The sequence below is a fragment of the Methyloprofundus sedimenti genome, from assembly GCF_002072955.1.
GTDB classification, from domain to species: Bacteria; Pseudomonadota; Gammaproteobacteria; order Methylococcales; family Methylomonadaceae; genus Methyloprofundus; species Methyloprofundus sedimenti.
Window position 1 is genome coordinate 218,216 of record NZ_LPUF01000001.1, and the last position, 13,775, is coordinate 231,990.

Here is a 13,775-nt window from a genome sequence, read left to right on the forward strand (position 1 = left end):
TTTACTTACCAACTTTTTTGGGTACTGGATCATCAATATCACCATGATAAAAAGGGTGACACCGGAGTAATCGTTTTATTGTGAGATAGGAGCCGAATATAGCACCATGCATAGCGATAGCTTGCATAGCATAGCTCGAACAAGAGGGGTGAAAGCGGCAATGGTTTCCTAGCAAAGGACTTATAAAATATTTATAAAACCTGAGTAGAGCTATGAGTAAGTAGCGCATCGCTTATTTAATCTAAGCCAATGATTATCCAGAGAGGCCTGAAGTATTTTTGAGTTCGCAGTTGCCGCATCCCTGCGTGCCATTACAACAATATCGATATTAATCATTTCGTGTTGTTGTAATCTAAAGCTTTCCCGGGCAGATCGTTTGATTTTATTTCTATCGACAGCGCGTCTTATATTTTTTTTTGCAATTGCAAGACCTAGACGTGGAAAGTCTAGCTCGTTGACAATAGCAAGCACTGTAAAATACTTATCTGTGGATCTTTCCGCTTTAGCGAAAACACGTTTAAATTCAGCCGGCTCTCTTAACCGAACTTGCGGTGGAAAACAAGCGGCTTTCTGTGTCAAGTGTTAAAGAGCGAGTGTATGACGACCTTTTGTTCTACGTGCGTTTATAACTTTACGGCCACCTTTAGTTGCCATTCTTGCGCGGAAGCCATGAGTACGCGCGCGTTTTATCTTGCTGGGTTGATAAGTTCTTTTCATTCTTAGGGTTCCTTAACTTTAGGGTGAAAAAATGGATGAAAAAGAGATGGAATTGTATGAAACTATTAGAATTTTGTCAATAATTATAGCTAGACAAATATATTAGCCCATATACTTTCTTATAAAAACAACACTGAAGTTATTTTTTAATTTCCTGAATTCATGACTACTGCAAACAATAATACTAGATTATTAACATTTGATTAACCCTATCTAGACTATCACCTGAAAATCTTTACCTAACTTAGAAAAGCATTTTTTACGAGGGAATCTTTGCGCGAGAATATTGGGTAGATCATTAATTGTTCCAAAAATTTTCCTGATTACTCACAAGCTTCAGCTATCTTTAAAAAATACGTATAAATTTAATGTAGCCCGCATGAAGTTTACGGAATGCGGGAAATAGGTGCCATAAATATCCCATATTCCGCTAGCCTTTGCATATAATGTATCAGGCAGCTACTGATGGCTGTACTATATAAAGATGGGCACGAAAAAAACCTTTGCCCATCCTACAAGTTGCTCATATTATTTCGTGCATGTTCCTAAGTCATCTTGAATAACATATTTATTCTTATTTAACTGCTCTGATCATTTTTACTATATGCGAGCTTTCTGGTAAAACGTCTACTTTAGAGAATCCACAGACTTGTACTGTTTTCACTGTTTCCCGGTTTATATTCGCTCCGAATAAGCGCACTATAATTGGGTTTGATAGGTTCATTATTGCCGCTAGAAATTTATTAGTACTCAGCACATGCTCCAGTAGCAACACTTCACCGCCTGGCTTGCAGACTCTTTTTAATTCTAACAGGCCATGTTTTGGCCCTGGCACTGAGCAGAATAAAAAGGTACCGATAACGCTATCAAAATAATTGTCAGGAAAATCCAGTTGCTGTACATCCATAATAGCTAAATCGACTACTACCCCTAGGTGTTGTCGTTTCTTCCTGGCTTCATTAATCATCGCTGGACTGAAATCAATTGCTGTGATTGATTTTGCAGGATAGTAAGGAAAATTTTTTCCTGTGCCGACACCTACTTCCAGGATTTTTTCTCCTGAGACCTTTTGCCAGATACTTTCCCTTAATTCCCCCATCATCATTTTTTCCATCATACTTTCTATACGATCAAAATAGGGTGCAAGGCGATCGTAACGTTTTTTAATAATTTCGGTTTGATTGGGCATAAGTGTTGGACCTTCATAAGAGGGGGGATTTGTCGGATTACGTTTTTTAATGCTACGCAATAAAAAATCTAATCCGACCTACATTTTAGACAGCTATGGGTGCAGAAATATGCGGATGTGGATCGTAGCCGACAATCTCAAAATCTTCAAAATGATAGTCGAAAATACTGTCTGGTTTACGTTTGATAATTAATTCTGGTAGTGCTTTGGGCTCGCGTTGTAATTGTATTTTCGCTTGTTCAAAATGGTTACTGTATAAATGACAGTCCCCAATTGAGATAATAATCTCGCCAACATCGAGATCACATTGCTGCGCAATCATGTGCGTAAAAATTGCCAGACTGCAGGTGTTATACGGATTACCTAAAAACAAGTCATTGCTGCGGATATATAAAGAACCGCTTAGTTTACCTTCTGCGACATACCATTGATAAAGTAAATGGCAGGGCGGCAAAGCCATTTTTCCATTGGCTACATTTTCTTGCGGGGATTTGGTTTCATCGGGCAGATCGGCAACATTCCAGCCACTGATAATATGTCTTCGGCTATCGGGATTATTTTTTATACCTGCGATCAAGGCAGTCACCTGATCGTAGCTTTCTCCTTCTACCCCTTTCCAGTTTCGCCACTGAGCACCATATACAGGACCTAGTTCGCCTGTTTCAGTCGCCCATTCATTCCAGATTGATACACCATTATCATTGAGATATTTTATATTGGTATCGCCTTTGAGGAACCAGAGTAACTCATGAATAATGGATCTGGTATGCAGGCGTTTGGTTGTGACTAAGGGCAGACCTGCCTGCAGATTAAAACGTATCTGACGCCCAAAAAGAGACTTTGTGCCTGTTCCGGTGCGATCTCCCTTTAAGCAGCCTGTGGTGAGCGTTTCTTCTAATAATTCGAGATATTGTTTCATATTGTATTCTCGTTCCCGCGCTCGGCGCAGGAATGCATATGTTGATGTTCTGCATCATAAGTTACGTTCCCATGCAGCGCATAAGACCGATGTAACTATGATGATTTTACAAGCTTAGATTTATAGGCAAAACTTAATAAGATAATACCTACAATGATCATTGGCGTAGACAGGATCTGTCCCATCGTTAACCAGTCCATTGCCAGGTAACCTAAATGCGCATCAGGCACTCGATAGAATTCCACGCTAAAGCGAAAGATCCCATAGAACAAGGCAAATAATCCTGAGACTGCCATATAGGGTCTTTGCTTACTGGAATAAATCCATAAGATCAAAAAGAGGGCTAGTCCTTCTAACCCGGCTTCGTATAACTGTGAAGGGTGTCTGGCTAATGGGCCTGCGCCTGGAAAGACAAATGACCAGTAAACATCGGTTGGTCTACCCCATAGCTCTGCATTAATAAAATTGCCTATCCGCCCAAAAAATAAACCGATAGGGACTACCGGTGCAATAAAGTCGGTAAGTGCGAGCATGGTGCATTGATTCTTTCTTGCAGATATCCACATAGCAATAATAACACCGAGTAAACCACCATGAAATGACATGCCGCCTTCCCAGACTTTAAATAGCAATAAAGGATCGGCCAAAAATTGATTAAAATTATAGAAGATGACATAACCGATTCGTCCACCAAGGATAACGCCCATTGCTCCGTAGAATATTAAATCCTCTAAAGCTTCGGGTTTGATTGGTGAATAGCTTTTGTTAACACGAAAACTTAATAGTAACCAGGCTCCACCTATACCGATTAAATACATCAACCCATACCAGTGAACTTTGATGGGGCCTAGACTAATTGCAACGGGATCTATAATTGGGTAAGTAAGCATGTGTTTAATGTTTTAGTAAATAAAAAAGGGCAGATTAAGTTATTGCTGGTTTAATATCAAAAGCCACACAAAATCGTTCCTGATCCGAACTGAAAGGAATCGTATGATGAAATAAAGAAGATGGAAACAAAACCAGGTCACCCACATTAACATCCACAATCTGACTAGGAAAGTCATTATTTAATCTTGGATAATCATCGCCATCAGTGCTGTAAGCAAAACTTCCTTCATGGCCATTCATGCGATCAGGCAATTTAAGATAAACACAACCACTGATCCAGCCCTCCTCGTGTATATGAGATGTCAGATGTCCGCCTTGCTTCATTCTTATATACCAGGAACTGGTAAACTCAATATTTTTAGGAAACTCTTTAATCAATCCATTTTGGGAACCTGAGAAATGTTTTCGATAATTTTTAACTTTTTTAATGATTAAAGTCGCCAGGCTTTGAAATGAAGCTTCAGAGCGTAATAACAAGTTACCGGCTGACTGATTACCATAATATAAACGTGATTGTTGCCTTTCCGCTATTGCAAGGTGAGTAATATCATGCACCAGCTCTTCAAGTAGAGGATTATCCTTATCTATTAATTCATCAATAGGCGTCTGTAACACAAAATCCATTGGATTATCACAAAAGGGATAGTGATTTTTTTGCCCAAAATTGGTCGCATAATGTGTAGACAAGGTGCCCAATAAAACCGTGGTATGTTTTTGCTTGGCAATCAGGCTATCAAACCTTTGCTTAAATAAATCAAATTGACGCGTTTTATAAAGACATTGCAGCGCCCTTTCCTGACTATCAGCAAATTGTGAAGCTTCAAAATAAGAAATTGCATCTTCAAAGTGATCAGCCAGACACAAATATTCCCCCATATTATATTTCGCCCGGTTATGATCAGGATCAATTTCCAAGGCTTTTTTATAACTTAAAATAGCCTTATCCATTTCACCATAATCGCGCTGGATTTCTCCCAATGAATTCCAGGCATCTGCAAAAGACGGGTCAAGTGTCAGTGAATTTCTGAATGCTTCACATGCTGCTTCATGTTGCCCCAAACCATACAGCACAGTCCCCAAATTAAAGTGAGCTCTGGCATTAGGATGAAGGGACAAATTTTTCCGGTAACATTGTTCTGCTTCTTCCAGCAATCCTTGCTGCTGCAGAACAGCTCCTAAATTAACCTGTGCCTGGAAAAAGTCAGAATCCAAGCTAACCGCTTTTCGATAATATTTGGCTGACTCACTTAAAAAGCCCTGAGATTGTAATAAGGTACCTAAATTAAAATGTGCTGAAGTCATATCAGGTTTTAACTTAATGGCTTTGCGATAACTGGCAACCGCATCTTTCACTTTATCCAGTTGCGTTAATAAAATCGCCAAATTGAAATGAACTTCTGCAATACCCGGGTCAACTGTCAATAACTTTTTAAAACTACTGGCCGCTTGCGATAGCTTACCTTGATGTTGCTGACAAAGACCAATAACATTCAACAAAGAGGGTGCTTTGGGATATTTCTTAAGCATCGATTCGGCTATCGATTCAGCTTGCTGCATATTGCCTGCCTGAAATAACTGGTGCAAACTTTGTAATTCTGCTGGAGCAGGTTGCTGAGGAATTTTTTGCGACTTTTTCATATTAATTCAGTTTATAAAAATATTGTAAAAAAAGCATTTATACTTCCAGAAATTCGCCCCCGTGACCGCGCGAAGTATAAACTAGCGTTTCAAGTTACCCAGATTCTATCCATCAAAATATAGAATTAATTCACCACGCCAAAGCATAATGCGACAATTACCGCCGTTGAGTACGGATTTTGTGGAAAATTTGAGTATGAAAAACAAGTCACAGCTCGCAGGCAAGGTCGTAGTCCTTGGCAAGAGCTGTTGGGGAATTTCGTCTGATCACCAATTGAAAAACGCCTGTAAACTGATACTTTTAATCAATTGAATATTATCATTATTACTTACTCATTCTGCAACATCTAAAACTAACTCGTTAGATAAATTCTCTAAGCAACCGTTGAACAGAAATCAGAATTTTCTAGACAAAACCGTGAAACGGCAAAATAGAGCACCTACTTTACCGGCGCGTAATGACTCGCAAAAAGACACACTACTCATCCTACAAAATGTATTAATTTTTTGGAGTGTCTGAAGACTTTCACCCAATACGCTTTTTATATTCCCCAGACCAGAATGAGCCTGCAACCTTTCCAGTAAACGGGCAGATTGTGTTGATATTCAGTCAACTTAATGGCCGTTTTTCAAAAAACAACCTGATTACCCATAACCCTCAGCCAATTTCAATAGGCGTCCTGGCATAGGTGGAGTTCGCATAGCCATATAGCCCAATCGAGGTAACATGTCTTCCAATTGGAAGCGCCGATTAAACCGATAACAGAACTCTGCAAGGTAGCGTGGTAGGTGTTTTTTGCCAATAGAATGGTAAACGCCAGTCATTGCCGTCTTTATATTACCAATTATCGTATTCACCCAAGTGAATTCCCGCGAATTCAAGCAATTAATGCAACACCCTGTGATTTATTTATATCAACCCCCGTTATTTGGCAAAATACTTCCCATGGAGTTCTGTAATTTAACCCTTTTCTTGGACGATGATTAAGTGCTGTAATGGCACTATCAACCTCATCTTGAGTTACCTTATCCAAAGGTTCTTTTTTAGGGAAGTATTGCCTTAATAAGCCATTGTGGTTTTCATTTAAACCTCGTTGCCACGAATGATACGGTTTGGCAAAATAAGTGCCGCAGTCGAGTGTTTTTGCAATGGCTTCATGCCCACAAAACTCACGTCCATTATCAAAGGTAATCGTGTGAACCCAACGTTTAAAAGGCTCAAGAGCATTGATAATCGCCTCTTTCGTTAATTCAGATTCTTTACGCTCAATTGAGATGGCGAAGTTGAGCTTTGAGACCCGTTCAGTCAGCGTCACCAATACGCCTTTATGTCCTTTACCGATAACAGTATCTGCTTCCCAATCACCTAAACGCGTTTTATCATCAACCACTTTTGGTCGCTCATCAATATCAACACGGCTGGGTATCGTTCCGCGATAATCATTTTTTCCATATCGCTTACGATAAGGTTTGGCTTGATGCCTCAAATAAGTATACAAATCGCCACCGGCTGCTTTGTTAGCTAAAATATAACGGTAAATAGTCTCATGACTGACGGAGTCCTTACCTTGTTGTTTTAAGCGTCCTGAAATACAGTCAGGACTCCATTTCTCTTTGATTAAAGGCGTTATTATCTGTTGTAACTCAGCCGTCATCTTGATGTTTTTGGGCTTATCAATATGGCGTTGTTTAGCTATTCTCTCAGCTTGCTTGTAACGATAACCACACTGACCTGTATTACGCGTAATTTCACGTCCAATAGTCGATTTATGACGCCCCAATGTGATGGCTATTTGATTCTTAGAAACGCCTTGTTTTAGTTGCGTATAAATGTAAAATCTTTCCTCTTGGGTTAGATGGTTAAACGTGTTCATTGAGCACCTCTTTTTAGTTTCAGGTTTTAGTCGACGGAAACTATACCATCTAACCCTTTAAAGAGGTGTTGCAGTTATTATATGAATTCGGGGGGTCCTCTAAGGTAACGCAATCAGGCCCTCCACCCTTGATAATACTGGTGTGTATACGGTTCCGTAGGTCGGGTTAGCGGCCTCATCGCGTAACCCGACATTTCAAAACCATCACCCTATTTTGAGCTCTTTTTCTGAACCCGTCGGGTTACGCTAGCGCTAACCCGACCTACGTTTTTGTTGTGCACTATTCTTTACCTATTTCATTGGGTATTTCAATACCTGAAACACCCCAATTTTTCGGAATAATTCCGTCTTTTATATATTGATGCAAACTGGAATAAGGCCAATCAACCGCTTTATTGGTATATCCATGCTTTACTGGGTTGTAATGTATATAATCAATATGCTCATGATAATCCTGCTCATTCCGTATCATATGCTCCCAAAAACGATGCTGCCAAATGGCTTGTTGTTTTTTTCGTATTCTGGCTTGATTGGGTTGATTTATATTCGTCTTATCACAATTTTTGCTAAATCCTGTTTTAATCAAACGCCAACGTGTTGAATAATCATGATCACCTTCCGGTAATGTCCAAATGCAATGAAGATGATCGGGTAATACCACAATGGCATTAATCGTAAATGGATATTTTTTCATCACCTTTTTAAATGACTCGCGCAATATATTTATTTGTTTTTCATCTTTAAAAATAGGTCGTCTTTTTTCTGTCACCAAGGTGAAAAAATAACAAGCTCCTTTGATATAGACCCGATGATATTGCATTCTTTATAACTCAGTAGGTCGGGTTAGCAGCCTTATCGCGTAACCCGACATTTCAAAACTGAACTTGTTTAACGATGTTTGACAACTCCGCATACCAAGCTTTAGTATTTTCAGTCTTTGGCGTTATATCATTAACCCAAGCTGCCTTTTTTTGGAATAGTCTCATAACATACGCTCCTGCATAGTTTGGCACTTGCTCATTATATGTAAATGGCTAGACCATGATAATTCCCACATTAATTTTTAGAGTTTTAGTGTATCCGCATAAGTCACATAAAACTGCCGCATACGCCAGAAATCTTGTGCCAGTGCTTCACCTAATTGGCGTAATTTAATGAGTGTGGTATGGGATCGCTGGTAAAAGCGTTTTCTGCAGCATGTGCTAATTGCAAAAAAATAGGGTCATGTTCTTGTAGGAAATGAAAATTACTTTTAACCATCATTAGTCCCTCTCAAGAATGTATTCCTTTCTTAGATTCAACTCACAGTTCGGCTTAATATATCACTAAGAACATATTTTATTACTCTGGTTTAGCTGTATAAAATTTACAATATAACAACTAGTGAATCCATTTTTATTGAGGTAATAGCTAGATAAATCCTATTATTTACCTAGCTATTAATGCGTTATTAATACTTTCTATATGATATAAAAAGTGGTGTTTTTTTTATTATTTGTATTACTAGTTTGGCACACTTGTCACTCATTGTGTCACCCGACAAAAATATTTATACATCCAGATTGGAAACCTCTAGTGCATTTTTTACAATAAAATCTCTACGCGGCTCTACAACATCGCCCATGAGCGTGGTAAACACTTCATCCGCAGCAATCGCATCAGCAATATGGACCTGCAATAATACGCGCTGATTCACATCTAGCGTTGTTTCAAACAGTTGCTCCGGATTCATTTCTCCTAAACCTTTATAACGCTGGATATGCTGTCCTTTTTTAATTTCACGCATCATCCAGCCAAAGGCTTCCTTAAAATTATTAACCGGTTGCTTACGTTCACCCATCTGGATAAATGATTCATCACTGAATAAATCGTTAGTGTCTTCGATATAAGTCGCTATTTTTTTATAGTCATTACTATTAAAAAAAACTGCTTCTATAATAAAAATTTTCTCTACGCCATGTTCTCTTTTATGAATGGTTAAGGTGTAATCTTCTGCATTGCGATAGGCTATTTCAATAATAAATGTAGATTTACTAATGCGTTGATTAAGACTCGATTCAACCATACCAAGCCATGCTGTAAGCTGCACTTCATCTTGTTGTGCTTCTTTTGTTAAAGTTTGGACTCGAGTCAGCTCTTCTAAAAAGTCATCATCATAACGTCTACCCATACGATTAATCACTTCCTCAACACCAAGATATTCATTAGCCAATTTTTCCAGGCCGATACCTTTAATTTCTGGTGTTTCGCTATTAGTCACCAATTGGGTTTTTTCCAGTGCTAACTGGATCAAGTATTCATTAAGTTCTGCATCATCTTTTACATAGCGTTCCTGCTTTCCTTTTTTGATTTTATACAAAGGCGGTTGCGCAATATAAATATGTCCACGCTCAATTAATTCTGGCATTTGTCTATAAAAGAACGTCAGTAATAAAGTTCTGATATGTGAGCCATCGACATCCGCATCGGTCATGATAATGATTCGGTGATAACGCAGCTTTTCAGGATCGTATTCATCTTTACCGATACCACAGCCTAGAGCGGTAATTAACGTGCCTACTTCATCCGAAGAAATCATGCGGTCAAAACGCGCTCTTTCTACATTGAGGATTTTTCCTTTTAGCGGCAAAATAGCTTGCGTGCGTCTGTCTCTACCTTGTTTCGCAGAACCGCCAGCTGAGTCTCCTTCCACAATAAATATTTCAGAAAGAGCCGGATCTTTTTCCTGACAATCCGCTAATTTTCCTGGTAAGCCTGCGATATCCAGTGTCGTTTTACGACGGGTTAAATCTCTTGCTTTACGCGCCGCATCTCTTGCTCTTGCCGCTTCAACAATTTTATTCACAATAATTTTTGCAATGCCGGGTGTTTCTTGCAAGAAATCATTGAGCCGTTCATTCATGGCTGATTCAACAAGTGGCTTAACTTCAGAAGAAACCAGCTTATCCTTGGTTTGCGATGAAAATTTGGGATCAGGTACTTTAACCGACAGCACCGCTGTTAGACCTTCACGGGCATCATCGCCGGTAGTCGAAACTTTTTCTTTTTTCGCTAAACCGGTTGCTTCAATATATTGATTGATAGTTCTGGTCAATCCACCTCTAAAACCTGCTAAATGCGAACCCCCATCACGTTGCGGAATATTGTTAGTAAAACAGAATATGTTTTCCTGATACGAGTCATTCCATTGCATCGCAACTTCGACTGTGACACCTTCTTTTTCCACAGTGAAGTAAAACACTTCAGGAAACAAAGGGGTTTTATTTTTATTCAGGTGCTCAACAAAAGCTTTAATTCCACCTTCGAATTCAAATATATCTTCTTTACCACTACGCGTGTCTTTTACATGAATCCGTACACCTGAATTTAAGAAAGACAGTTCACGTAATCTTTTGACTAGAATTTCATAATGAAATTCAACATCGCCAAAGGTATCTTTACTCGGTAAAAAAGTAACCTTAGTCCCTTTCTTATCTGTCGTCTCCATTTTTTCTAGAGGTGAAACCGGTTCGCCATGTTTATAAGTCTGACGATATACATAGCCACCTTTATAAATTTCCAGATCCAGCTTCTCAGATAAGGCATTGACTACTGAAATACCCACTCCATGCAACCCCCCTGAGACCTTGTAGGCATTGTCATCAAACTTACCCCCGGCATGCAGCACAGTCATGATAACTTCGGCCGATGAGCGCCCTTCCTCGGGGTGTATATCTACAGGAATACCACGCCCATCATCAGATACTGTGACAGAACCATTGTCATTGATCGTCACGTTCACTTCTTTGCAGTAACCTGCCAAGGCTTCATCAATTGAGTTATCCACCACTTCAAAAACCATATGGTGCAAACCTGTTCCATCATCGGTATCCCCAATATACATGCCAGGTCTTTTGCGTACCGCATCCAACCCTTTTAGAACCTTAATATTAGAACTATCGTAATTATCCGTTTTGTCACTCATTTTTGACCTATTTTTTATTATGTTCCACGTGGAACATGTTTGTTTTACACTTTGTTCAATGTTTCACGTGAAACATTTTGATCAACTTCCGAGACCACACCATGTTCCACGTGAAACATTTTGTACTCTCCGAGATTACTTAAATCACCAAACTCATTTTGTTCAGTTGCAGTTATAAATACTTGTACATCCATATCTGCCAGAAAATCTAATAATTTAGTACGACTAGAAAAATCGAGTTCTGCAACAGCATCATCAATTAATATACAACCCGATTTAGATCCATTATTTAATAGATGCTGTACCTGAGCTAATTTTAAAGACAACATCAATAATTTTAGTTGACCTCTGGAAACAAAGTCTTTGGCTTTTCTTGATTCAATCAATAATTGAAAATCAGCCCTATGTGGACCACTATGAGTAAATCCATAGCGTAAATCCTTTTCTAAATCTTCCGTTAGTTTATCCAACAATAAAAAATCAGCATCCCAACCGGGTAATAACTTTAATTCAATATTTTCTAATGCTGTAAATTTATGCATTATTTGTAAAAAAACCGGCATTAATTCCGTCAAATATTGCATTCGATATTCAGCCACTATTGTACCGTATTGCTGCAATTCATGATTCCAAACATTTAACTCTTTAACACTGCGCGTTTTCAATAAAGCGTTTCGATGATTTAAGATTCTCTTGAAATTTCGCCAGTTATTTAGAAAATCCGGGTGCTGATTAAATACGCCCCAATCTATAAACTCTCTACGCAACTGCGGGCCAGCATCTAATAATTGATAACTCTTAGGATGAATCATCTGGATTGGCAGAGCATAAGCTAACTCAGAGCGCGAGTATCTGGTTTCTTCATCAATACGGATCTGGATGCCTTTTCCATCAATCCGTATGCCAAGAGTGGATACATGTGCATTAGTGAAACGCACCTTACCTGAAACAATTAACTCATTATGCGCAAAGTGAATTACGTTTTTGATAGTGGTAGAGCGAAATGAACTTGCTCTACCTAATAAATAAATCGCTTCAAGTATAGAGCTTTTACCACTGGCATTGTTGCCGTATATTAAATTGATTTTTGTTGCTGGATATAACGAGGCTTGCTGAAGATTACGAACATGGTAAATATCTAACTTTTGTAAACTCATAGCGCCTTATAAACGCATTGGCATAACAATAAATTTATATTCCTGTTCGTTAGGCTCTTCAATAAAACAACAGCTGGAATTTTCAGCGATAGTGAGCACTGCTAGTTCAGAATCCAGATTAGCGACAGCATCTAAAATATACTGAGAATTAAATGCAATCGAAAGTGGTTGCCCTTGGTATTCAATAAAAATCTCTTCATCAGCTTCTTCATGTTCGGGGTTATTAGTACTTATTTTTAAGTTACCCCCATCAATAGAAAACTCAACCCCTTTAAACTTTTCATTTGAAAGAATCGCAACTCGCGTTAAAGCATCTTTTAATAATTGTTTTTGTACATGAATCGGACTATAAAAGTCCTGCTCAAAAACTTTGCTAAAGTCCGGATATTTTGAATCAACCAGCTTGGCTGAAAATATCAAATTACCAATGACTACACGTATATTATTACGCGAAAAATCTACCTGTAATTCCTGTTCCTCATTATCTAACAAACGTGCTAATTCCAATACACCTTTTCTAGGAATAATAATGCGCAATTCAATCCCGGTTTCCTGAGCAATACGATCTTCATAGATTGCCAGTCTATGACCATCAGATCCAACCAGTTTAAGTTGCTGGTTAAATATATTCAGCATAATGCCATTTAAGTAATAGCGTATATCCTGATTAGCCATGCAGAATGTTGTTTTATCCAGAGCTTTTTTGAGCTGGCCTGCTTGTATAGAGAAATGACAATCCATTGAGCTCATTTCAAAGTTTGGATAGTCATCAGCCGGTAGAGTACTTACGACAAAGCGACTACGACCTGATTGAATTTTTAATTTGTTGTCACTTAATTCAAATTTAATATCAACAGCGCTGGGTAATAAACGACAGATATCGAGAAGTTTCCGTGCCGGAATAGTAATACTACCTTCGACTTCATTATCCAATGCAAGTTTAGCAACAATTTGTACTTCCAGGTCTGTGCCCGTCAATGTAAGTTGATTGTTTTGCAATTGAAAAAGCACATTAGCAAGAATAGGCATGGTTTGCTTTTTTTCGATAACATTGACAATCTGCTGTAGAGGCGTGAGTAATAGCTCTCTATTAATTATAAATTTCATAAAAGATATATTATTTTATTAGTATTACTATTGAGTTAGCTTCTAACTATTGATAGGTATTATTAGGACAGCATTTTAACCTGTTTTGTAACCTTGTGCCTAAGATTGAAAATACTTGTATCCTGGATTTACAGGTAAATGAAAGCGTTAAATTCAAGTACTGACCGAACACAATAAACCCGGCACTCAAAGTACTGGATTGTGCATAGAATGAAACCGGGGTGCTGTGGTAAAGCGGACCTAAAGTCCGCTATAAGAAATACGACTCAAGAAGGGAAAAAACAGGCGAACTAGAGTTAGAGTCCGTCTATACTGAATT

At 38.5% G+C, this 13,775-nt stretch carries 12 protein-coding genes and 1 pseudogene; all 13 read right to left on the bottom strand.

Annotated elements, in window-relative coordinates:
* Window position 1: 1 nt before the first annotated feature.
* Window positions 2–229, bottom strand: coding sequence for a membrane protein insertion efficiency factor YidD (gene yidD / locus AU255_RS00835; protein ID WP_080521108.1), 228 nt, complete (start codon window positions 227–229; stop codon window positions 2–4).
* On the bottom strand, window positions 211–579 hold the full coding sequence (rnpA, locus tag AU255_RS00840) for a ribonuclease P protein component (RefSeq protein ID WP_080521109.1): 369 nt from the start codon (window positions 577–579) through the stop codon (window positions 211–213). Before rnpA ends, yidD begins: the two co-directional genes overlap by 19 nt.
* 3 nt (window positions 580–582) lie before the next feature.
* Window positions 583–717 (bottom strand): 50S ribosomal protein L34, encoded by a 135-nt coding sequence (gene rpmH, locus AU255_RS00845; protein ID WP_080521110.1) that lies wholly within the window; start codon window positions 715–717, stop codon window positions 583–585.
* Window positions 718–1,291: 574 nt separating this feature from the next.
* Window positions 1,292–1,906, bottom strand: a complete 615-nt coding sequence (locus tag AU255_RS00850) for a class I SAM-dependent methyltransferase (protein ID WP_080521111.1) — start codon at window positions 1,904–1,906, stop codon at window positions 1,292–1,294.
* Between the two features lie 85 nt (window positions 1,907–1,991).
* A complete protein-coding gene (locus AU255_RS00855; protein WP_080521112.1) occupies window positions 1,992–2,825 on the bottom strand; it encodes a thymidylate synthase in 834 nt (277 codons plus the stop codon).
* Window positions 2,826–2,920: 95 nt separating this feature from the next.
* Window positions 2,921–3,715, bottom strand: coding sequence for a prolipoprotein diacylglyceryl transferase (gene lgt, locus AU255_RS00860; protein ID WP_080521113.1), 795 nt, complete (start codon window positions 3,713–3,715; stop codon window positions 2,921–2,923).
* A 34-nt stretch (window positions 3,716–3,749) separates the two neighbouring features.
* Window positions 3,750–5,354, bottom strand: coding sequence for a tetratricopeptide repeat protein (locus tag AU255_RS00865; RefSeq protein WP_080521114.1), 1,605 nt, complete (start codon window positions 5,352–5,354; stop codon window positions 3,750–3,752).
* A 645-nt stretch (window positions 5,355–5,999) separates the two neighbouring features.
* A pseudogene (locus tag AU255_RS00870) lies at window positions 6,000–6,221 on the bottom strand (transposase); the annotation flags it as partial.
* Window positions 6,222–6,232: 11 nt separating this feature from the next.
* Window positions 6,233–7,228 carry an IS30 family transposase gene (locus AU255_RS00875; RefSeq protein WP_143735826.1) on the bottom strand — a complete coding sequence of 332 codons (996 nt, stop codon included), beginning with the start codon at window positions 7,226–7,228 and terminating at the stop codon, window positions 6,233–6,235.
* Between the two features lie 280 nt (window positions 7,229–7,508).
* The gene (locus AU255_RS00880) at window positions 7,509–8,048 is read right to left on the bottom strand and encodes an REP-associated tyrosine transposase (protein ID WP_080521116.1); all 540 of its coding nucleotides are present in this window, start codon (window positions 8,046–8,048) and stop codon (window positions 7,509–7,511) included.
* Between the two features lie 729 nt (window positions 8,049–8,777).
* Window positions 8,778–11,192: a DNA topoisomerase (ATP-hydrolyzing) subunit B gene (gyrB, locus tag AU255_RS00885; RefSeq protein WP_080521117.1), complete on the bottom strand. Its 2,415-nt coding sequence runs from the start codon at window positions 11,190–11,192 to the stop codon at window positions 8,778–8,780.
* Window positions 11,193–11,236: 44 nt separating this feature from the next.
* Window positions 11,237–12,349 carry a DNA replication/repair protein RecF gene (gene recF / locus AU255_RS00890; RefSeq protein ID WP_080521118.1) on the bottom strand — a complete coding sequence of 371 codons (1,113 nt, stop codon included), beginning with the start codon at window positions 12,347–12,349 and terminating at the stop codon, window positions 11,237–11,239.
* A gap of 6 nt (window positions 12,350–12,355) precedes the next feature.
* Complete coding sequence (gene dnaN, locus AU255_RS00895) at window positions 12,356–13,456, bottom strand: DNA polymerase III subunit beta (RefSeq protein ID WP_080521119.1); 1,101 nt, start codon at window positions 13,454–13,456, stop codon at window positions 12,356–12,358.
* Window positions 13,457–13,775 lie beyond the last annotated feature (319 nt).